This is a genomic window from Rhodospirillaceae bacterium (assembly GCA_018662005.1).
GTDB lineage: Bacteria > Pseudomonadota > Alphaproteobacteria > Rhodospirillales > JABHCV01 > JACNJU01.
Window position 1 is genome coordinate 16542 of sequence record JABJHA010000005.1, and the last position, 20575, is coordinate 37116.

Here is a 20575-nt window from a genome sequence, read left to right on the forward strand (position 1 = left end):
TTTTGCAAACCTTACGCTTCTGTCCCGACAATCGCCTCCACTTCAGTGGCGAAGGTGGTTTCATCAAGCGGCTTTGTGATGTATCCGTCAACACCGGCCTCTTCTGCCTGGCTTCGCCAGTGGCTGTGGTCTTTTGACGTCACCATGATGATTTTTGTGTTCGCCAGCTCTTTTTTGGCCCGTAATTGACCGACAAGCTCAATGCCGTCCATTTCCGCCATGACCAGATCAACGAGGATGGCGTCGGGTTTGCGGGCGACGATCTTGGGCAGGTTTGAAACGCCTGAGACACCGGAATGAACCTCGTGCCCGGCGCTCTCCAGCAGGGCGGTTACGTACTGAACCATGTCCCAGTCGTCGTCGATAATGTAAATCCTCAAGGCTTCGTCTCCGGTATTTTGGATGTTTGAGTCTTTTCAGCCCCATACGTGGGTTGCTTGAGAAACTGATTCAACTATTTAGATGTCATCACCCAGATGCCATCCCAGTCTTTCGGGGGTTTCTTTTTCAGGAATTTGCAGCGGTCCTCGATATAGGTGTTGGCCAGCTTGTCGTTCGGGTTGGCCTTGATCGCCTCCTGAAACGACTTGATCGCCTTGTCCCAGTTTCCTTCCCGGTAGTGTTTGCGACCTTCGTTGAAGTAATTGACGTTCTCCATCAGGTTGGGGAAGGTTTCGTCCGTGTGGTAGTCCAGCACCTCGTAAACGCCAACTGGTTGGGTTTTGCCCTTGACCACCACGTCGTCAATATAGCGGGTGCGGTAGGTGCCCTTCAGCTTGCCAATGGTGTATTCACTGATCAGGATATGCGCCGAATACTGCTTGCAGGCGCTCTCCAGGCGGGCCGCCAGATTTACCCCGTCACCGATCATGGTGTAGTCCATACGCTTTTTGCTGCCAATGTTGCCGGCGACGATCTTGCCGGTGTTCAGGCCCATGCCATGATCGACAGGCATCAGACCCTTATCAATGCGGGTCTGGTTGTAATCGTTCAGGCGGGTCATCATGGCGATGGCGGCACGCAAACCACGGTCCTCGTCGTCTTCATGGCCGATGGGGATGCCAAAGGCGGCCATAATGGCGTCGCCGATGAACTTGTCCAGCATACCGCCTTCGGAAGTAATGCAATCGACCATGATTTCAAAGTATTCGTTGAGGAATTCGACGGTCCCCTGGGCGCCCAGGGTCTCGGTAATTGTGGTGAAGGAGCGAATATCTGAAAACAGCACCGTGGCGACGGTATCCAGGCCACCCATCATGTCGCCACCGTCGCTACCGGACATCATCTGGTCGGCAAGGGTCGGGTCCATATAGCGCGACATCGTTGATTTCATGCGTTTTTCAGAGCTGATGTCCTCGATCATGACCATTGAACCGAGTTTTTTCATCTCCCCGTCAACCAGCGGCAGGAAAGTTATGTTGGTCGAAAGCGTTTCAATGGTTTCCTCTTCTTCGGAGCCGACCACCATTTCGGCGTCCATCATCAGATCAGATTCCTGGGCCTCGTCGACTTTGCGGATCTTGTCCATGACCCAGGCGTTGGGGCCGATGAAAAAATCCTCCGCCGTTTTATCCAGAATTTCTTCCTTGGTCACTTTCAGGATGCTGAACCCGGCTGCGTTGCAGGTAATGATCTTGCCGTCCTCGTCGGTGGTGATGACGGCGTTGGTCATACTTTCCAACATGCTTTCGTTGTAGTTCTTCATGTTCTGGACGTCATCGAACAGCTTGGCGTTTTCAAGGCCAATGGAAACCTGGGCGGTGAAGGCCTTCAGGCGTTGCTCGTCTTCCTCGGTGAAGGGTCCGCCGCGCCTGTTCAGGGTCTGGGTGACACCGATGGTTTTGCCATCCTTGTTTATAATCGGAACACACAGGATTGAACGGGTGAAGTAACCTGTTTGCTTATCGAACGCCGGGTTGAAACGCAGATCTGCGTAGGCGTAGGGAATGTTAATGGTGTGTCCGCTGGTGAACACGGCCCCGGCGATCCCTAAGTGATTGGGTAAGCGGATTTCACCAATGGAGTCGCCCATGGCGACGCGCGAGAACAATTCGTTGGTTTTCTCATCATTGAGGAACAGGGTCGAGCGGTCCGCCTGAAGCATCCGGGTTGCTTCCGTCATCACCTTGGCCAGCATGGCGCCCAGGTCAATTTCAGAAGTTACGTCAGAGACCACGTCGAGGAATTCCATTTCCTTTTCGCGGGTCTTTTTCATTTTTTCGACGAATTGCGTACTTTGCAGGGCGATTGATGCCTGGGTTGTCATGGCCTCGAGAAGGGCCAGATCATCCTTGGTGAAGCGGCCTTTTTTCTTGTTCAAAACCTGGGCGACGCCGATGACTTCGTTTTTCACCGTCTTGATCGGCACACACATCATGTTGCGCGTGACAAACCCGGTCTGCTCATCAACGGAACGGTTGAACCATTTGTGCTTGTAAACATCGTGAATAATCATGCCTTTACCGGTGGTAAAGACATGACCGGCAATGCCGCTGTCGTTAATAATACGGATTTCCCGCTGGAAGTTTCCTTGCGCGAAACGTGAATACAACTCTCCTGATTGGGGGTCGTTTAGGAACAACGAGCTTCGTTCCGCGCCCAACTCCCAGGTGCTCATTTCCATCAGTACGGCAAGAACTTCGTCCAGGGATTCAATGGCGGCGACCTTGCGCGAGACATCCAGCAACATCTCTGCCTGAATCATCCGCTTCTCATCGGAGCCCATGCCCTTTGACGGTTTTTTCGGTGTTGTTGCCTTTTTTGCCATACGTCTAAACCCTATTTGCGTTTTTTCGCTTTTGCGGATGTCTTGCGGGGTTTGTTCCCGATTTCCAGTTTGTCGCGAAATTCACTAATGATTGCATGAAGTTGAGATATTTCATCGCGTGAGTTTGTGTTCAGTGTCTGGATTTTATCTTCGTATTCAATACTGATCTTGTCGAGCTGGTCGCGCAGGGCGCCAACGGCACTTTTAAGCTGGATGATTTCGTCAGTACCGTTGGCAACGGCTTCTTGCACGGCCTCGTCTTTTTCAAAGCGAAGATTTTCAAGTTCCTGACGCAAGGCGCTGATGGTATTTTTGAGTTGTGTGATTTCATCATTGGCATGGGTGACGGCGTTCTGAACTTCTTCATCCTTCTGGAAGCTCATATTTTCCAGTTCGTCGCGCAGGGCCTGGGCGGCCCTTTTTAACTGGATTATTTCGTCATTGGCATTGGCCGTGGCGTTCTGGACGTCTTCCTCGCCTTGAAAGCGCATGTTTTCCAATTCCTGGCGAAGTGCCTCGACGGTGTTTCTCAGTTGCACCAGTTCGTCATTTGAAAGAGAAACGGCTTCCTGTATGGCCGCATCCTTCTGGAAGTCCATGGCTTCCATATTGTCGCGCAAGGAATCAATCGTGATTTTCAAGTGCCGGGCAGTCGCCTGGGCTTCCAGAAGCTCAGCATTTTCGCCATCATCCGGATGATCATGTTTTTGGGCATTAGCGCTGCGAGCGTTCATGTTTTCTGGCCTTTTTCGGTCCCCTGACGGACCGCCCCATTTGGTGCCGTTCTTGTGCGGCAGTCGATTGTCTCATTTTTGACCAATTTTGCCAGTCTTTTCAAGGGCGTCAAGCAACGGATCGTTGCAATGACTGGTTCTTGCCCGGCATTTATGGGATCGTAGGATAGGCTAAAGAGGCGGCACGGGATATGGACGATCTGATTCTCGCCGATCTGGTTGGTTTGTGGCATGGCCTGTTCGTGTTGTTCGTTGTCGGCGGGCAATGCCTGATTTTGATTGGCTGGCTTAGTGGCTGGAGTTGGACCCGGGTGCGGGTTTTTCGACTGTTGCATCTGGCCGCCATCTGTTTTGTCGTTCTCGAATCCTGGTTCGCCATTCCTTGTCCGTTGACCATCATCGAAGCGGACCTGCGCGATAGCGGGGCCGAGATTTCATTTATCGGTTACTGGCTGGACCGACTACTTTACTTTCAGGCTCCAACATGGGTGTTTACAACCCTTTACAGCCTGTTTGGCTGTCTTGTTGTGATGACGTTCTTTTTCTATCCACCCAGACGTGGAGATTAAGGTTGTTGCTTGCTATAAATAATTATTGAATCCTCCGACGGCGTCTAAAACGGTGAATCGATAACAAGATGATAAGCGCACTTGCTGATTTTCTGAGACTCCTGGCCGGATCCATGCGCGATCTTTTGCCGATCATCCTGACCGTCGCTTTCTTTCAGATTGTCGTCCTGCAACAGCCGTTTCCCAACCTTGATGAAGTTCTTATCGGCCTTGTTTTTGTGGTCGTTGGCCTGACCCTGTTCATTCAGGGACTGGAAATGGGCTTGTTCCCGCTAGGCAATGACATGGCTGAAGCCTTCGCCCGCAAAGGTAGCCTGTTGGCGCTTCTGGCCTTTGCCTTCTGTCTTGGTTTCGGCACCACGGTGGCCGAACCGGCGCTGATTGCGGTTTCTGCCGAGGCGGCGAAAATAGCCTCGGAAGCCGGAATCATCGCAACCAGTGAAGAAGCCAGGGCTTCGTATGCAAACAGTCTGCGGATCATTGTCGCCCTGTCGGTTGGCATGGCCTTGCTGGTTGGCGTCTTTCGTATCCTTAAAGGCTGGCCAATTTATTATTTCATTATTTCGGGCTATTTGTTGGTGATCGCCATAACGCCTTTCGCACCGGCGGAAATCGTTGGCATCGCCTATGACGCAGGCGGGGTCACAACATCGACCATTACGGTTCCCCTGGTCACGGCACTGGGGGTTGGCCTGGCCCAGACGATTCGCGGCAGAAACCCGATGACCGATGGTTTCGGTCTGATCGCTCTGGCCAGCCTGACACCGATGATTTTCGTGATGATTTTCGGGATTTTGGTGTGATGGAAATGTTCACGCTGTTTCTGGATACTGCCCTGGCGACATTCACAGACGTGCTGCCCATCGCCGCCGTGCTGTTGGGGTTCCAGATCGGGGTGTTGCGGCAAAGACCAAGAAACTTATCGCGTATTCTGGTTGGTCTGCTCTACGTCTTGCTGGGGTTGACCTTCTTTCTGGTCGGGTTGGAAAAGGCCCTGTTTCCCGTCGGCAAGGCGATGGCTCAGCAGTTGACCAATCCGGAATTTATTGGCGTCGCCGCGGATGCAACGGTGATCGAATGGACGTCGTTTTTATGGGTTTTCGCCTTTGCCTGGATGATTGGATTCGCGACAACGATTGCCGAACCTTCGCTGATTGCGGTGGCGTTGAAGGCCGAAGAAATTGCCGGTGGCAGTTTGACGGCCTGGGGTTTGCGCCTCGCCGTTGCCCTGGGGGTGTCAGTCGGGGTCACCATCGGTGCTTACCGGATCGTATCGGGGGATTCACTGGGGCTTTATATCATGGCCGGATACGCCGTCGTCATCGTACAGACGTTCTTTGCATCGAAAACAATTATACCCCTGGCATACGATTCAGGTGGTGTGACGACGTCGACGGTAACGGTGCCGGTGCTGGCCGCACTGGGGCTTGGGTTAGCCGTCGCCGTGCCGGGACGCAGCCCGCTTCTTGACGGTTTTGGGCTGATCGCGTTTGCAAGTGTGTTTCCTATTATAACGGTGTTGGGCTATGACATTGTGTCAACGTGGTTCCTGCGCCGGAAGAAGTTGAAATCTGAAATTACCGAAGAGGAGGTGGGACAGTGAACCTGAAATTAATTATGGCCCTGGTGGCCGACGATAAAACCGAACCGGTGCTGGATGCGGCGCGTGCGGCAGGCGCGACAGGGTCGACCGTTATCACCAGTGTCCGCGGTGAGGGCCTGGAGCCGGTTAAAACATTTCTCGGCCTTGAGGTTGCGGCCAAGCGCGATGTTCTGATGTTCATCGTTGCCGCCCCCAAGGCCCGTGAAATTCTTGAAACCATTAACGAGGCTGGCTGTTTCGATGATGAGCCGGGAAGCGGCATCGCCTTCCAGCTCAGTATTGAAGACGCCGTTGGTCTTGGCTCACAGGCGGATGCCATCAAGCAAGAAATCGAGGAGTCGATATGAACGACATAAGTATTATCAAGGTAGGCGAAGTTATGACGCCGGATGTAAAAACAATCGAAGGCACACAGACCGTCGATAAAGCCATTGAGATGATGCGTTCCTCGGGGGTCAGTTCACTGGTCGTTGATCGTCGCGATGATGATGATGAATACGGCATGGTCGTGGTCTCCGATATTGCGACCAAGGTGACTGGCCCCGACAAAGCGCCGGAACGGGTTGGGGTTTATGAAATTATGACCAAGCCCGTGCTTTCGGTATCCGAAGACATGGACATCCGTTACGCCGTCCGCCTGCTTAGCCAGTTCGGACTGAGCCGCGCCTTTGTTACCGATGATCACAGACGTTTAAAGGGCATTGTCACCCTGCGCGACATGGTGCTGCGACACGGTTCGGAAAATACCTGACGGAAGGGGCAAGGTTATCCCCGGGTTCCACAGGGGTGTGGATTGTATTGGTCTTGTCGAAGGCATTCGACAGGCGTATTGTTTAATCAGTTTCGAGGCTCAGGGTGGACCGCAAGGAAGACTAGGAAATTCGGAACATTCAGCTTTCCCAGGGCCCTTTCGGGGGATGAAGGAATTCTGAGGAGAGGCGGCCTCGCCGGGAAACCGGCCCGGGCGCCTTTTTCTTTTTTCAATATTGAACGGCTGTGAAGGCTCTATCGCTTAAAAGATTGATAAGCCTCGCTGGAGCCAAAGTCAGGAAGCCCGCCGCCTTGTGCGCCGGCGTTTTTTGCCGCCTGCAGATTCACGGCGCTCGCGTGAACGGTTGAGAATCTCAAATCGGTCATCATCCCCGGCTTCTTTCCAGCTTTTTATCTCTTCCTTTGTTCTCCAGCATCCGGTGCAAAAAGTACTTTCGGGATCAATTTTGCACACAGAAATGCAGGGTGATTCAATTTTATTCAAAGGATTCTCCGGGCTTACAGGTTGTTGCGAGCGACATTGCAGGAATATTGGTGGTTGGTAAAACAATATCAATAAAATGTTTTTTTCTATTCAACTTGCGCGATAACAAGTCACATGTTCTTGTTGCTTCCTTAGGTAGAAAGGAAGGAGCACTTGTGCCATGACTGTTATAAAAGGCGATGGCGTTGACAAATCCGAATTGGGTTTGAGAATTTTTCAACTCACCGGTTTTGCGAAGGACAACGGCGCCCATTTACAATACCTGACAGATTTTGAAGATTATAGAAGTGTCGTCGAGGAATATTCAGAAGTGGGGGCGGTAACGGGGATTCTTGATAACAGGATTTCCAGGATTGGTCCCGAGAACGGTTTTTGGGTCATCGCCACCAACGATGCCGCCAAACTTATCCATATCCAGGCCGTGCGCTATGAATATTTAAAGGGCCAGACATTGTCCCAGCACTGGCTGAACGATCCGGCCATGTATGCACCGGCCTGGCTGGATATTGATTTTCACAAGAGTGATTTTGATACCGCCCCGATCACCCACGAAATTACCGGGGCCGTCTGTTACCACGCTGATTTCTGGTTGGATAAGGAATACCGCAATTTGGAACTTGCTTCCCTGCTTTCCAATTACGCGATGGTGCTGTCATTGGCCCGCTTTAATCCGGCGTACTTTTACGGCTTCATGGCGGCAAGGTTGGTCAAGCAGGGGTGGGCCTCAAGGGCGGGATATCTTCATATTCATCCGTGGGCTCCGCGTTGGTATATCAGCAACGAGGATGAATTTTATGACGAATATCTGGTTTGGGTGACTGGCCAGGACCTGAACGATCTATGGTCATCCGGCAAGCGGGATACTCAGGTTTTGGGACAGGTTGCACAACACGTCGACACCTTCCCGACCGTCAGCCATGCGATGGAGAGTAATTAGGCGCTCGTAGTTAAGCCAGAATGGTTCCTGTTCGGTGTCTTCCATCAGCGTTCTGATGTGTTGCAGGTGTGGTTCGCCGGTTTCCAGTGTTTCATGCATGGCAGCCGAGATTTTGCTCATGAATTCGGCCGTTTCCTGTTCCGACTGGCTGGCAGAATGCTCACCAACGGCCAGGTTCGCCCATTCTTCTCCATAAATCCTGGCCGAGGGCGTTTGATCGCCAATCCACGAAAAAACCAGTTCGTCTTCCCGTTGATTGAGTTGATAAATCAGGGTGTGGGGCAAGTACGCAGAAAGGGTATCTTTGGCGACATTGTCAAATTTTCCCTTTGCCTTGTCCCATATCTCATAACCGCGCCGGATAAGCGGGGAGGCATTTTCGATGTCCGAAAAATCGTGGTTATCAATCATTGTCGGGTGAAGGATGGCGATGGTGCGGTTACTTTGAACCTGCATAATCCGCTCAATGGCGTCTTTACGGTGTTTGTAGGTCTCGCTAACCCAACCGTAATAGAAAAAATATAGTTTAACGGGAACATCTGCCTGACAGTGGGTCAGGCGATCAACGACAGAAGCCAGCGCTTCATCTGCTACTTCTGTGGTATCCCACATAATATCGATTCGATTGGCCGTGGCACTGAGCTTTACCTGCCCAAGGTGACGCAGAAAAACACTGTCCAGCGAGCTGTCGATTGACTCCGCCGGATTTTTGTCGCCCCTGTCATCAACCCACCACTGTCCCAATCGGGGAGCCTGGCCGAAGTTTGACGTGTCGTCTCTCAATTCTGGGCCCCTCACACAACCAATATGCTTTGATTCTCTTCCGCTGATAAACTTATGAGGTAATCATCAAACAGAAATTATGCCTTTAGCAATAGTTATTACGGATTTAGAAACACATTGACCCATTTTTGCGTCGCTTAATTTTTCCGATATGCCATGATAATGCGCGTGCAAAAAGTGTCAGAATTAATCAGGAAAAGAGCCATGGATTTAACCAGTATTCCCCGCGTTCAGCTTGCCCACCTGCCAACACCACTGGAGCCGCTGGAAACCCTCAGTCGGCATCTGGATGGCCCTGATATTTATGTCAAACGTGATGACTGTACGGGGCTTGCTGGTGGCGGCAATAAAACCCGAAAACTTGAATTCCTGATGGCTGACGCCCTTGAACAGGGGGCCGATACGATTGTCACCGCTGGTGCCACCCAATCCAATCATGTGCGCCAGTCCATTGCGGCCGCCGCGAAAATGGGGATGCACGCGGAGGTTCTGCTGGAAGTCAGAACCATTCGCGATGACGATTACGCGGGCAACGGTAACATTATCCTCGATAACCTGATGGGCGCAAAAATCCATTACTGTGATCCGGTCGATGACCTGAATGCCGACTGTCAGGCGCTTGCCGATAAACTGGCGGGCGAGGGGGCAAAGCCATATTTCATTCCGGTTGGCGGCTCCAACAAGATCGGCGCCCTGGGTTACGCGGATTGCGCCAGCGAAATTATCGGCCAATCGGCCGAAATGGGACTGGCCGTTGATGGTATCGTCGTAGCCAGTGGCTCTCAGGGCACCCAGGGCGGCCTGCTGGTCGGTCTGGCTGCAGGTGGATCAGAATTTCCGGTGCACGGCATTTGCGTTAGCCGGGACGCCCCGGAACTGGAAGAGGCGGTCTTTGACCTGGCTAAACAAACAGCCCTGTATGCCGGTCTGACAACGCCCATTGAACGGGCCAGCGTTATCTGTGATGACGGCTACTACGCGCCGGGCTACGGTCAGCCCAACGACGGTATGATTGAGGCTGTCACCCTGTGCGCCCGTCTTGAGGGCCTGTTGCTTGATCCGGTCTATTCAGGCAAAGCGATGTCCGGACTGATCGGGAAAATTCGTAATGGAACCATTAAAAAAGGCGACACGGTGATCTTCATCCACACCGGCGGGCAGGTCGCGCTCCATGCGTACCGTTCAACGTTCGAGGGACTTTGATCTAAATGCCTCCGGTTGCGGCTATGACAATTGGTATGCCGCACTTCCAAACCTGACAGCCGGTTGAGCTGTGAGCGTTCAACTGTCTGTCCCTGCAATAACGGCCTTCGGTGGGGTTATCTTGCTTTCGGAAGATCTAACGCTGCGTCTGTTGCTGGTCTCTGCTGCAACGCTGGGCGGTGTCGCAATCGTGTTGGCACAGTGTGCAGGAGAGGGAACCCGATAAATCTAGAGCTGGATAGACTCACTTCTGGATTGGCATTGTGTAGCAAACCGCATCGCCATCCAGAACAACAGTGCCATCATCACTTATAACACGGGTCTTGAGCTCTGTTATGGGTTTGTCGGGCCGTGATTTGCTGACCTCAACCTCGCCAGTGATGGTGTCTCCAGGGCGAACAGGCGCGTTGAAATTCCAATTTACCTGTAGGAACACCGTACCGGGGCCCGGCAAGTCTTCTGCAACGACGGCGTTCAGAATTGCACTTGTGATACCACCCTGAACCACAATGCCTCCGAAACGGGTCGCTTTGGCAACCTCTTTATCATAATGCAGCGGATTACGGTCACCACTGATTTCAGTGAATAACTCAATGTCTTGGGCTGTTACTTTCCTAGATCTCCGGGCTGTCTGGCCAACCTGGGGCATCCCGTTTGGCCATATTTCTGTTGATGTCATTGTCCATTCTCCTGGTATGCTTTGAGTTACAAAGTTGTTGGTCCGGTCTCGCAATCAGGCGTCCGCAAATCGCATGCCCTGGGCCGCTACTCTTTTTGGGAAAAACGTAACGACTGCCGGACTTGACTCTGATGTTTGACCCTCAACCCGCTGCACGTGCTCCAAAATGAGTGCATTAACTTTCGCGGCATGAGTAATTGGAAGCATATGCCCGGCATGAGGAATGGTGCTATGGCGCGAACCGGGAATGGCCTCGGCGATGATACGCGTCAGTCGTCGGGTCGGCCGGGGAGAGTCGGTGCCGCACAGGATCAGTGTCGGCGTCTTGATTTCGGCCAGCGCTATCAGCGGTGATTTCTCACACAGTAAAGCATGGAAATCCTGGTGGACCTTATGCATTTGATTGCTGGTCCGCCATTTACGATCAGGCGAGAGGTTTGACCAGGCCTCTTCACCGCACCAGTATTCGACAAATCTTTGCGCAGCGGCCATCGGAAAACCCGTGACAACGGATTTACCAATGTCACGTACAACACCAACGATTTCGGTGAGCTCAGTCATAGGTTCATGCTCTGTGTCATCTTCCTGGGCAAGCAGATAAAAAGCTGTGGGCTCGATCAGGCTCAGGCTGGCAATGCGAGAGCCCAGTTTCATGGCCGTCTGTAAGGCGATGGCTCCACCGTAGGAATGTCCAACCAGATGGACGGGGTCGTCGGTGCGGTTTATCACTGCGGCGACGATCTCGACCTCGTTGGCCAAGGTGTGGGGTCGGGGGCCGGGCCATGGTTCCGTGTCGCCGTAACCCAAAAGGTCCGGTGCGATGATCCGGTATTGATCCGACCAGTCAGTGGTCGCCGCCTTCCACTGTCTATGCGAGCCGGTTGAACTGTGCAACAGGACGATGGTTTTACCGGAACCTTCGTCCAGGAATGCAACTTTTCTGCCGTTAACGTCGATGGATTGCATGGCCGTTTCTCCTATGATTATTTTAGAATTCAACATGTCCCTTGGCGCCCACGCTGGTTCAGCGCCAACACGTCGAATTGTGTGGGTAGGATGTCAAGCGAGCGTTCGCCGAAGCGTTGGAGAAGCGTCAATCCACCGTCAATTTACTATTTGAATGAAAAAACATTGCTGTATGTGGGACTCGTGAAGTCTGATAAAGTGCGAGAAATCTTAAATTCCAATTTTTTGAGGACCTTAAAAGGGCTCGAATCAAGCCAATGGCACAGATACGTGTTGAGCTTCTTGGTGAATTTTGTCTGCGCGACGAATTGGGACATGAGGTTCCGGTGCGCAGTCCCAAGCTCCGTGCCTTGATCACCTATTTGGCCCTACATCCCGATCAACAGGTCAAACGCGAGACCCTAGCCAGCCTCCTTTGGGGCGAGAGCCCAGAGAACCAGGCCCGCCAGAGTCTGCGCCAAGCCATTCTTTCCCTACGCAAGTCCCTTGGTGAGGCCGCCGCCGATGCCCTCGAGGTGGACGACAATACGGTCACCTTCCGCAGTGCTGCGGGCCGAACCGATGTCGCCGAATTCCAGACCAACATCGCAGAGGGCAAACTGGACGAAGCTGTGGCCGCTTACCGTGGCGATCTGATGGAGGAACCGGCAGTTTATTCGGATGCGTTCGAAGCCTGGATTGCACAGGAACGGGCACGGCTCGCCGACCTTGCCTGCGTGACAATGGAGGCGCTTGGCAATCGGCTGCTGAAGGAAGGTGACAGCGCTCGAGCGATCCAGGTTGGAATACAGCTTCAGGCCCAGGACCCGTGGCGCGAGACCGGTGCCCGGCTGCTCATGACGGCCTATGTGATGGCTGGCCGAGGCGCCGAGGCGCTCAAGCATTATCAGGCAGTTGCCGCTGCCCTCAGGCTCGAACTCGACACCGATCCGGATGCCCGGACGATCCGTCTTGCGGAAATGATTCGAGAGGGAGCTAGTATAGCGCTGCTATTGGATTCCGAGGAGACCGACAAGAATTTTGGGGAGGAAACGCATAACAAAGAATCCCCAGGTACGGCTGGGTTGACGTCGGCGACCCGGGTTAGGCCGCGGCAGTGGATTGGTGTTGCAGCGGTAATACTAGTCGCCATCTTTAGCTGGGCAATGTGGGACACTTATAGTCGTGCCCCCGTTTCCACGTCCACAGATTCCACGGATGCGACTGCGGGCATTCACTTGCGCGACAAACCTTCCATCGCGGTCCTGCCGTTCGCGAACATGAGTGGAGACCCCGACCAGGAATACTTCGCCGACGGCATTACCGAGGACATCATAACGGGTCTCTCGAAATTTGGATTGTTCTACGTCATCAGCCGCAACTCTACCTTCTCGTACAAGGGGGCCCCGGTAAATGTAAGGGATGTTGCGCGCGAACTTGGCGTTCAATATGTGCTGGAGGGCAGCGTCCGCAAAACCGTTGGCCAGGTCCGCATCAGCGCCCAACTTATCGACGCCGTCGCTGACACGCATATATGGGCCGAGAAATACGACGGGGAACTTAAGGACATCTTCAGGCTCCAGGAAGATATAACGCAGAGTATCGTCACCACCATCGCGCCACAGTTCCTGTCCGCCGAGATGGAGCGAACACAGCGCAAAGACGTTCGAAATTTTGACGCCTGGGATGCCTTCATTCGTGCTTATTGGCACTTTTTCCGGTTCACCCGCGATGACAACGCAACGGCACAAAATTTGCTTCAAAAGGCCATTGAGTTAACCCCCAATCTGGCGCAATACCATGGGTTGCTGGCCGTTACCCATCTTATGGACGCCCTCTATGGATGGAGTGACTCACGGGATGTCTCGCTCAGCCTGGCCCTTGAGCGCGCCGAACGCGGCATCGCGCTGGACGACAATAATTCCCTGGCGATCAGAGCAATCGGGGCCACCCATTTCTTTTCAAAGAACCACGATGTTGCTCTCAGTTATTACCGAAAGGCCGTTCAGGTGAACCCGAACGAAGCTGAAAACCGGGCTCTCCTGGGTGGGGCATTGGGTGTCGCTGGCGACTATGAAGGGGCGCGCGAACAGTTCGAAGCGGCTTTCAGTCTCAGCCCGCGCGATGTCCATGTTGCAACCTGGTACAACTATCTGGCTATCGCCGCCTTTGTCGCCGGCCGGGACGAGGAAGCGGTTGAGTGGTCAAAAAAGACAGTTCAGGCAAACCCGCAGTTCCCGGGGGGGCATCGCTCACTGGCCGCCAGTTACGGCAGTATAGGAAAACTTAAAGAAGCCACGGATGCGCGATTGAAGTTGCAGGAACTTCTCCCCCATCTGACTATCTCGCAGCTTCGCGAGAACCTTCCCTATTTCAAGGAATCGAAAACCATGGAACGTTATCTCGACGGCTTGAGAAAAGCCGGATTGCCGGAATGAGGGTGCCATAAACGACAATTTTCTTAAGCAGATCAAGACGGAATTGCCGGAGCGGTGCTATTTCCATATGAAGTAAAATATCACCGCTGTTGCGACAGTCATGAGCACAAAGAGCACTTCCATATTATGTCTCGCTTACTCGTTTTTTCTATCTGCACCCAGTGCGAACCAGGCAAATACTGATCCGACGGAGCTAATGGCAATGGCTTCCAGATACTGACCATTAATGACGGTCACGACAACCAAGCCAATAATGACAAGGACGCCAACGCCAACTATCCCCCGCCAAATTTTAGCCTTGTTCACTTGTTTCTCCCTCGCCCTTGTCTTATAATTTAATTGGTCTTGAGGTGAACACCCGGAGGGTGCCAAATCTTAGAATATCAAGCGAAGACGACCTTGATGCGGACTTACCGGTTCCATGACGGTGTCGTCAGCAGCTTATTCTTTCAAAACCAGACATTCTCTTTATTCACCCCAAGGCCACTTATAAATCTATAAAGTTTTGCCCCCGGCCCCGACCATTCAGGGCCGGTTTTCTTTTGCCCGTTTTGACGCATGTTCTGAGTCGTCTACTCTCCGTCTGGGTCAGTTTTTTTCGGCTCTTTTTTTATCTTGCGGTATTCCCCAATCACTTTGACGACGAAAAACGCAGCAATGCCGAGTAAGATTAGATCAAACAGGTCCATCACTTAATCCTCCAAACCCTGAATAATAACCGCTAATAATGCCAGCGGCACTGTCACGGCTTCAGCCTCACACTTCACATCACCATCTTCAAGAAAGGCATATACCCCAACACCGTCTGCCGTCCGCCCTACATGCCAGTGGGTAGTGGGAAGCTTCTCATGCAGCAGGTCTAGGCAAGCATCAACAGAGGACGTGAAGTCTCGATCCGTTACATGGAGTGTCGATGCAATTTTTCTGTCCAGGTTTGAGTCCGCACCCGATGCCGAACGGATTGTGGATTCAAGTTTAGAAAGGTTCATTTTTCCCTCAACCTCACCCCAAACCCCAGGTCGTTCAAGATTCTTCTTCACGGCGGTGAAAAGCTTTGCGCCTGTTGGCCACCCGTCGTTCAATCTCTTCCCAAGGGGCTACGTTGTGTCTCCGGTCTTTATGTGAGCGCCGGGGAATGTCGGCGCGTTCCTTTGGCCGCTCTTTGGATCGTTTGGGTGTTTCTTTCATCTATTTCTCCTCGACTTCCAGATAGCCCCGTTCGATAGCCGTTTCCATGGCTTGGGCTGCGGAGACAAACTCCTCGAAGGCGATGCGCAACTCACGTAGTCGTTTGATCTGGTCATGTGATGGTATGCCCTCGCTTGCAGAAGAAATAGCGAAGAGTTCCTTCAAGTAGGCTCCGCGAATGTGGGCGACCAGTTTGATTACGGGCGTCAGGTCTTCGATCTTTAACGAGGGAATCATCGGATCGATAATTTCCTTGTTAAGTGTTTTTATTTTCCTGTCTATCTCGAGCAATAACCGGCTGTGGTCTTCCATGTCATGAGACATTTAATATTTTCTCCATTCTAGGGGGCGTCCTTTAATCTACTTTGTCTCTCATCCGCACCCCAGGTCCTTCGTTCATTTTTTTACAAACAGTTCTTCGAAGTTAAAGGCCGTATTGTTAAGGGGGTGAGATTGATCAAGAAAAATTGAGGTGTCGTTCTTCAGCATAAGGAACTTCCTGATTCCGGACGCAATATTTTTGTCAATATTGAAGGCTTTCTCGAACTTTTGAATAATGTCCTGTTCCCCCTTCTTTATGTGGCCGTCAGTCTGCATTGTGTCATACAGGTTTATGATGATGGCTAACCTCTGTGTGCCAGAGAGGCCCGGGGTGGCATTTAACAAAAAATCATCAACACTGTTGTTATTGGTATAGTTGAAGGCCTTGCTTATTAGGGATTGCAACTCCCCATCATTTATCGTTTCCATCTCCACGAGTTTGCCGAAAAGAGCAATCAACTGTCCCTTTTCTTGAGGTGTGGTTTTCTCATCCACCCTAATTTCATAGGCCATCGATACCGCTAGGGCAAACAGCGGCGTAAGCGGTTCATTTTCCATATCACTTCTCCTTAAGCCTAACGCCGACCCTCGTCTCTCGAAAACCCTGAGCGTTCGATTAATAGTCGAATGCTCTATTTCAACGCACCATTGGTAATGGCGAGGTCATACTCCCTTAGCAGAGGAGCGCTCCTTACCTTCCCGATTGTTACCCATGTGTTGCCCAGAAGCAATCAAGGTCCTAGCCGTTTCCAGCTAGGACCTTGATGTAAATGGCTCCGGCTGCAGGACTCGAACCTGCGACATACAGATTAACAGTCTTAATGCTGAACCAGACACAATATCGAAAGTAGGGCAGATGATTGCTGGCTCTATCTCGGAGATTGAGGACGTCTTGGAGAAACACGGGTACATCGAATGGCTCTCTGCATGAACCGCGTTGTCTCGCCCTTGCCCTGTTCCTTCCGGTGCTGGATTGGCTGGTGAGGGCGTTGCAGTAACCCATTAACCCCGCCCAAGTGGCGGGGCTACTTTATGAGGATGTCCGCTAAGCGTAGAAAAGCAGACATTCTCAGGCCGAGGAAATTTCTTCTGCTAATAGCCACAACCGGACTTCACCCAGACCTAGCGTCTTGAAGTCGCAATCCACCAGATATTGCCGCACGGATCTTCGACGCCTGCCATCCGATCCCCGTGTGGACGGTCATTCGGTTCCATCAGCGTGGTCGCTCCGCATTGAAGTGCCGCAGTGTAAGTTTCGTCAGCATCTTCGACATAGAGGTGCATCTGCGAAACATTAACAGGATAGGTATCGGTACTTTCGTTTAGCATCAGAATAGAATTTCCGATGCGAACGCGTGCGTGCTGGATTTTCTTGTTGTCATATCTGGTTTCTTTGATGATCGTTGCTTTAAATGCTGTTGTCAGAAATTCTAATAACCTGTCCGCATCACGGACCGTAAAATAGGGCGTGATCGAATGATAGCCGGATGGGATGTTCTGTTCGTCAATCATATAACAGACCTTCCAATTGGTGTTATCGACACTCGGTCATTCTCTGTGACTTAGCCTTGTTGCGCAACCGAAGTTGAATGTCCGAATCGGGTCAAAAACAGAAGTAAACGGCGTCCCAAAATAACGTCCGCTTTACCCCCTGGAAGCGGACATCAAATTCCTGAAATTGATTTTTGATATTTTGACTTCTGCTTTCCGTAGAAAAGCAGACATAATCAGGTGGTGAAATTTGAGTCCGCTAATAGCCAATAAGAGACCTTGTTCAGCTAGACTGTCCTCACGTTCTACCTCTCACCAATCCACTGCTCAGCCTCTTTCATAGTGACAAAAACCTTAGGCATGTGTTGGACATCAGATGGGGCTACATCTGCATAAAGACTTGCGTATATATAATCGGTATTTTTTCTCCCCATTACCAAGGCCACCTTTCCTATGTACGCTTTCTCTTTGGCTTCAGCTTTGATGATTGCATTAAAATCCTCGTTCGGGATGTCAATGCCAAGAATAGCTGAATAGTCAAAGATGAAATCGAACTCTGGATCACAGAGCGGGTCATTTTTAAATGTCTTCGCTGAATTGACGATTAGTTCTTTCGTAAGCGTTAATCCTGAGGCGTCAGCGCGAACAATTTTTTTATCAGCATCAATTGTGTAGGGGAATGAAATGGACATTAGGCGAGAGAACCTGAGTATTTTTATTGAATTAAATACGTGACTCTAGTGGATATAAAAATTCACAATTTTACAACTGTAAATATTATATTATTTCAAATACTCCCCTAAGATGTCTGCTTCAGGTCACAACCAGACGTGATCAACCGCTTTAAATAATGTCTGCTCTACCCCCTAAAAGCGGACATTAAATTCCAGAAATTGGATTTTGTGAATTTGACTTCTGCTTAGCGTAGAAAAGCAGACGTATTCAGGTGGTGAAAATAGAGTTTGCTTTTAGCCAAAAGGGGACATTTACTTGTACGCATTACACAGCATTCCCAAATAACCTATTACATTAGTATTTCATGCGACGTTTTTAAATGTAGGGTTCTGGTATGACGGACCATTTCAATCATAAGCTATTTGAAGTCCTACCAATCGGCTTGGCAATTTGTGATATGGAAGGCAATTTAACATACGTCAATCCTGCCTATGCTAATATGCTTGGATATACAGTTCAGGAGACACTTGAACTTACCTATTGGGAAGTCACACCAAAAGAGTATGAACGACAAGAACAGAAACAACTGGGTTCTCTAGAAAAGACAGGTAATTACGGACCTTACGAAAAAGAATATATCCATAAGGACGGTCGCCGCTTTCCTGTTCGCTTATCCGGTGTTCTTATTACAGAAAAAAATGAAAAACTAATCTGGTCAAGTGTCGAAGACATCAGTGAGAAAGTTCTTTCACAAAAAGCCTTGAAAACAAGTGAAGCTAATCTAGCTGAGGCCCAAAGGATTGCTGGTATTGGAAGCTGGGAATTCAACGCTATTACAGGAGAAGCTTATTGGTCCGATGAACGCTTTCGGATATTTGGCTACAAGCCGGGTGAAATCGAACCATCCTTAGAAAATTTTAAAAAAAGTATTCATCCTGATGACCGTGACAGGGTGGCATCAGAAATGATGAATGCAATTAAATCTGGAGAAATTCTCGATACAGAATGCCGCATTTCCCTGCCAGATGGAGAGGAAAAAATCATTCATATTATCGGCGAAACCATCCGTGAAGACGATCCGAATGATACATTCATGTCCGGAACTGTCATGGATATCACCGAGCGAAAGAAAGCAGAGGAAAAGTTATTAAAACGAACGCATGATCTTGGCGAACGGGTTAAAGAATTAACCGGCCTTTATGCGCTTACGGAAGTCCTCAGTCACTCGAACGTATCTATTGAGGAAGCTTTGCAGGGGGCAGTCAACATTCTCCCACCCGCTTGGCATTACCCAGAAATTACCTGCGCCCGAATTACCTTGAATAATAACAAATTCACCACTGGAAATTTCAAGGAAACGATCTGGAGACAGACTTGTGATATCATCGCCCAGGATGGCAAAGCCGGTTTGGTTGAAGTATTTTACTTGGCGAAAAAACCTGAACTGGACGAAGGGCCATTCCTCAATGAGGAACGGGACCTCATTGAAGCTATTGCTAAAAAAATTTCTACTTATCTTGATCGCAAACAAATTGAAGAAAGTCTACTTCTAGCCAAGGACGAGGCTGTATCCGCCAACCGGGCTAAATCCGACTTCCTCGCAAACATGAGTCACGAGTTGCGTACGCCCCTGAATGCGGTTATCGGGTTTTCCGACACGATGAAGGAAGCAATATTCGGTCCCCTCAATGAAAAATATATAGAATACGCTAACGATATTAACAGTTCTGGCAAACACCTGCTCGAACTCGTCAGTGACATTCTCGACCTGGCAAAGTTGGAGCACGAGACGATAGACCTGCATATTGAAGAAGTCCCACCGAAAGAAATTATCGGTGAAATAATTCCATATATTAGCGAGATGATGGACGACCGGCGTATTGAATTTGTTGACCTGTGCGATGGTCATGAGAATGTCAGTGTATTGGCCGACAAAACCAAATTTAAGCAGGCTCTGTTAAATTTGTTCACCAATGCAATCAAATATAACACCGAAGGCGGCAAGGTTTTTCTAGGCTGCGAAGGGTTAGCAAATGGAATGACCAAAATCACGGTCGAAGACACAGGCTTGGGTATTCCGCTTACCTCTCAGCCACATCTGTTTGAGGCGTTCAATCGCTTGGGTTTTGACGACACCAATATCAAAGGAACTGGCATCGGCCTGACTATCTCAAAGAACCTGGTAGAACTCATGGGTGGCAGGATCGATTTTGAAAGTACGGAAGGTCAGGGAAGCAAATTCTGGATCGAAATTCCCTGCACCGCTGTTGATCTCTGATGTCTGCTATGGGTCAGAAGCAGTCCTAATCAGCACCCTGCAATAATGTCTGCTTTACCCCCTCAAAGCGGACATGGCGATTTTATGACTCCAGAATCATTGCAAAATAACAACTTTAGCAAACTCGAATCCCTGGCGCCGTCGCTATTGTCACGGGGTAGGGGAACGGCTTTCCTGTTTCTTCCAAGAGTTTGAAATTTCTTCCATAAGACTTCCAAAACTGGCTTTATCGTCCCCCCTTGTTGCCAGCCAAATACCGATCCAGAGAATGAGGGTGCCATAAACGATAATTTTCTTAAGCAGATCGAGGCGGTCTTTCACCACGTTCTCATACCACGCACGAATCCGCTTGGCGGATCGCGCACGCTCGCGCACCACCATGGCAGCAACGACGACGACTATAAATATCAAAAGCCAGAACAAGGCCGACAGCATCTACATTTCCTACTCTAAACCCACCCCGAAACCGCTCCGGGTGGTTGCTAATTGGTTACTAGAAGCAAACAAGGGGCCAGCTATTTCTAGCTAACCCCTTGATGAATTTGGCTCCGGCTGCAGGACTCGAACCTGCGACATATGGATTAACAGTCCACCGTTCTACCAACTGAACTAAGCCGGATCAGTGCTTGGAGGCGCGGACCGGAATCGAACCGGTGTACACGGCTTTGCAGGCCGCTGCGTAGCCACTCCGCCACCGCGCCGATCCTTT

The 20575-nt window shown here is 50.8% G+C and carries 23 protein-coding genes and 2 tRNA genes; 9 read left to right on the top strand and 16 right to left on the bottom strand.

The genetic code is table 11. The features are described from left to right. Positions 1 to 11: 11 nt before the first annotated feature. The 3 genes from HOL66_03265 to HOL66_03275 form a co-directional block, all read right to left on the bottom strand. A complete protein-coding gene (locus tag HOL66_03265) occupies positions 12 to 380 on the bottom strand; it encodes a response regulator (protein ID MBT5243245.1) in 369 nt (122 codons plus the stop codon). Positions 381 to 454: 74 nt separating this feature from the next. Continuing rightward, complete coding sequence (locus HOL66_03270) at positions 455 to 2725, bottom strand: GAF domain-containing protein (GenBank protein MBT5243246.1); 2271 nt, start codon at positions 2723 to 2725, stop codon at positions 455 to 457. Between the two features lie 53 nt (positions 2726 to 2778). Beyond that, positions 2779 to 3501, bottom strand: coding sequence for a hypothetical protein (locus HOL66_03275; protein ID MBT5243247.1), 723 nt, complete (start codon positions 3499 to 3501; stop codon positions 2779 to 2781). A 191-nt stretch (positions 3502 to 3692) separates the two neighbouring features. Here HOL66_03275 and HOL66_03280 point away from each other — a divergent pair, with 191 nt between their 5' ends. From HOL66_03280 to HOL66_03300, 5 genes are all read left to right on the top strand, one after another. Then, positions 3693 to 4070 carry a DUF2784 domain-containing protein gene (locus tag HOL66_03280; protein MBT5243248.1) on the top strand — a complete coding sequence of 126 codons (378 nt, stop codon included), beginning with the start codon at positions 3693 to 3695 and terminating at the stop codon, positions 4068 to 4070. Between the two features lie 68 nt (positions 4071 to 4138). Continuing rightward, positions 4139 to 4873, top strand: a complete 735-nt coding sequence (locus tag HOL66_03285; GenBank protein ID MBT5243249.1) for a DUF1538 domain-containing protein — start codon at positions 4139 to 4141, stop codon at positions 4871 to 4873. Then, on the top strand, positions 4873 to 5673 hold the full coding sequence (locus HOL66_03290; GenBank protein ID MBT5243250.1) for a DUF1538 domain-containing protein: 801 nt from the start codon (positions 4873 to 4875) through the stop codon (positions 5671 to 5673). The genes HOL66_03285 and HOL66_03290 overlap by 1 nt, the downstream gene beginning before the upstream one ends. After that, positions 5670 to 6020, top strand: a complete 351-nt coding sequence (locus HOL66_03295) for a P-II family nitrogen regulator (GenBank protein MBT5243251.1) — start codon at positions 5670 to 5672, stop codon at positions 6018 to 6020. Before HOL66_03290 ends, HOL66_03295 begins: the two co-directional genes overlap by 4 nt. After that, a complete protein-coding gene (locus tag HOL66_03300; protein MBT5243252.1) occupies positions 6017 to 6424 on the top strand; it encodes a CBS domain-containing protein in 408 nt (135 codons plus the stop codon). The genes HOL66_03295 and HOL66_03300 overlap by 4 nt, the downstream gene beginning before the upstream one ends. Positions 6425 to 6718: 294 nt before the next feature. Here the strand turns inward: HOL66_03300 and HOL66_03305 are convergent, their stop codons facing one another. Then, the gene (locus HOL66_03305; protein MBT5243253.1) at positions 6719 to 6928 is read right to left on the bottom strand and encodes a DUF1289 domain-containing protein; all 210 of its coding nucleotides are present in this window, start codon (positions 6926 to 6928) and stop codon (positions 6719 to 6721) included. Positions 6929 to 7088: 160 nt separating this feature from the next. Between HOL66_03305 and HOL66_03310 the strand changes: the two genes are divergently transcribed. After that, entirely contained in the window at positions 7089 to 7865 is a 777-nt protein-coding gene (locus tag HOL66_03310; GenBank protein MBT5243254.1) for a hypothetical protein, read from the top strand. Here the strand turns inward: HOL66_03310 and HOL66_03315 are convergent. Next, complete coding sequence (locus HOL66_03315; GenBank protein MBT5243255.1) at positions 7773 to 8648, bottom strand: hypothetical protein; 876 nt, start codon at positions 8646 to 8648, stop codon at positions 7773 to 7775. The genes HOL66_03310 and HOL66_03315 overlap by 93 nt on opposite strands. Before the next feature lie 204 nt (positions 8649 to 8852). On the opposite strand from HOL66_03315, the gene HOL66_03320 reads away from it, so the two are divergent. Then, positions 8853 to 9851 carry a D-cysteine desulfhydrase gene (locus tag HOL66_03320; protein ID MBT5243256.1) on the top strand — a complete coding sequence of 333 codons (999 nt, stop codon included), beginning with the start codon at positions 8853 to 8855 and terminating at the stop codon, positions 9849 to 9851. 244 nt (positions 9852 to 10095) lie between these two features. Here the strand turns inward: HOL66_03320 and HOL66_03325 are convergent, their stop codons facing one another. Both HOL66_03325 and HOL66_03330 read right to left on the bottom strand, forming a co-directional pair. Further along, positions 10096 to 10530 (bottom strand): MaoC family dehydratase, encoded by a 435-nt coding sequence (locus HOL66_03325; protein ID MBT5243257.1) that lies wholly within the window; start codon positions 10528 to 10530, stop codon positions 10096 to 10098. A 54-nt stretch (positions 10531 to 10584) separates the two neighbouring features. After that, the gene (locus tag HOL66_03330) at positions 10585 to 11496 is read right to left on the bottom strand and encodes an alpha/beta hydrolase (protein MBT5243258.1); all 912 of its coding nucleotides are present in this window, start codon (positions 11494 to 11496) and stop codon (positions 10585 to 10587) included. 257 nt (positions 11497 to 11753) lie between these two features. Between HOL66_03330 and HOL66_03335 the strand changes: the two genes are divergently transcribed. Continuing rightward, the gene (locus HOL66_03335; GenBank protein MBT5243259.1) at positions 11754 to 13913 is read left to right on the top strand and encodes a hypothetical protein; all 2160 of its coding nucleotides are present in this window, start codon (positions 11754 to 11756) and stop codon (positions 13911 to 13913) included. Positions 13914 to 14048: 135 nt separating this feature from the next. Here the strand turns inward: HOL66_03335 and HOL66_03340 are convergent, their stop codons facing one another. From HOL66_03340 to HOL66_03365, 6 genes are all read right to left on the bottom strand, one after another. Continuing rightward, a complete protein-coding gene (locus HOL66_03340; GenBank protein ID MBT5243260.1) occupies positions 14049 to 14219 on the bottom strand; it encodes a hypothetical protein in 171 nt (56 codons plus the stop codon). Positions 14220 to 14605: 386 nt separating this feature from the next. After that, on the bottom strand, positions 14606 to 14995 hold the full coding sequence (locus tag HOL66_03345) for a hypothetical protein (protein ID MBT5243261.1): 390 nt from the start codon (positions 14993 to 14995) through the stop codon (positions 14606 to 14608). A 106-nt stretch (positions 14996 to 15101) separates the two neighbouring features. Beyond that, positions 15102 to 15413, bottom strand: coding sequence for a hypothetical protein (locus tag HOL66_03350; protein ID MBT5243262.1), 312 nt, complete (start codon positions 15411 to 15413; stop codon positions 15102 to 15104). Positions 15414 to 15497: 84 nt separating this feature from the next. Next, positions 15498 to 15980 carry a TerB family tellurite resistance protein gene (locus HOL66_03355; GenBank protein ID MBT5243263.1) on the bottom strand — a complete coding sequence of 161 codons (483 nt, stop codon included), beginning with the start codon at positions 15978 to 15980 and terminating at the stop codon, positions 15498 to 15500. A gap of 564 nt (positions 15981 to 16544) precedes the next feature. Next, positions 16545 to 16934: a VOC family protein gene (locus HOL66_03360; protein ID MBT5243264.1), complete on the bottom strand. Its 390-nt coding sequence runs from the start codon at positions 16932 to 16934 to the stop codon at positions 16545 to 16547. A gap of 284 nt (positions 16935 to 17218) precedes the next feature. After that, positions 17219 to 17605, bottom strand: coding sequence for a hypothetical protein (locus tag HOL66_03365; GenBank protein ID MBT5243265.1), 387 nt, complete (start codon positions 17603 to 17605; stop codon positions 17219 to 17221). A 377-nt stretch (positions 17606 to 17982) separates the two neighbouring features. Here HOL66_03365 and HOL66_03370 point away from each other — a divergent pair, with 377 nt between their 5' ends. Beyond that, positions 17983 to 19866: a PAS domain S-box protein gene (locus HOL66_03370; protein MBT5243266.1), complete on the top strand. Its 1884-nt coding sequence runs from the start codon at positions 17983 to 17985 to the stop codon at positions 19864 to 19866. A gap of 150 nt (positions 19867 to 20016) precedes the next feature. On the opposite strand, the gene HOL66_03375 is transcribed toward HOL66_03370, so the two are convergent. The 3 genes from HOL66_03375 to HOL66_03385 form a co-directional block, all read right to left on the bottom strand. Next, positions 20017 to 20301, bottom strand: coding sequence for a hypothetical protein (locus HOL66_03375; GenBank protein ID MBT5243267.1), 285 nt, complete (start codon positions 20299 to 20301; stop codon positions 20017 to 20019). Positions 20302 to 20409: 108 nt separating this feature from the next. After that, positions 20410 to 20485: transfer RNA gene (locus HOL66_03380), tRNA-Asn, on the bottom strand. An 8-nt stretch (positions 20486 to 20493) separates the two neighbouring features. Then, a tRNA-Cys gene (locus tag HOL66_03385) sits at positions 20494 to 20567 on the bottom strand. Positions 20568 to 20575: the final 8 nt, after the last annotated feature.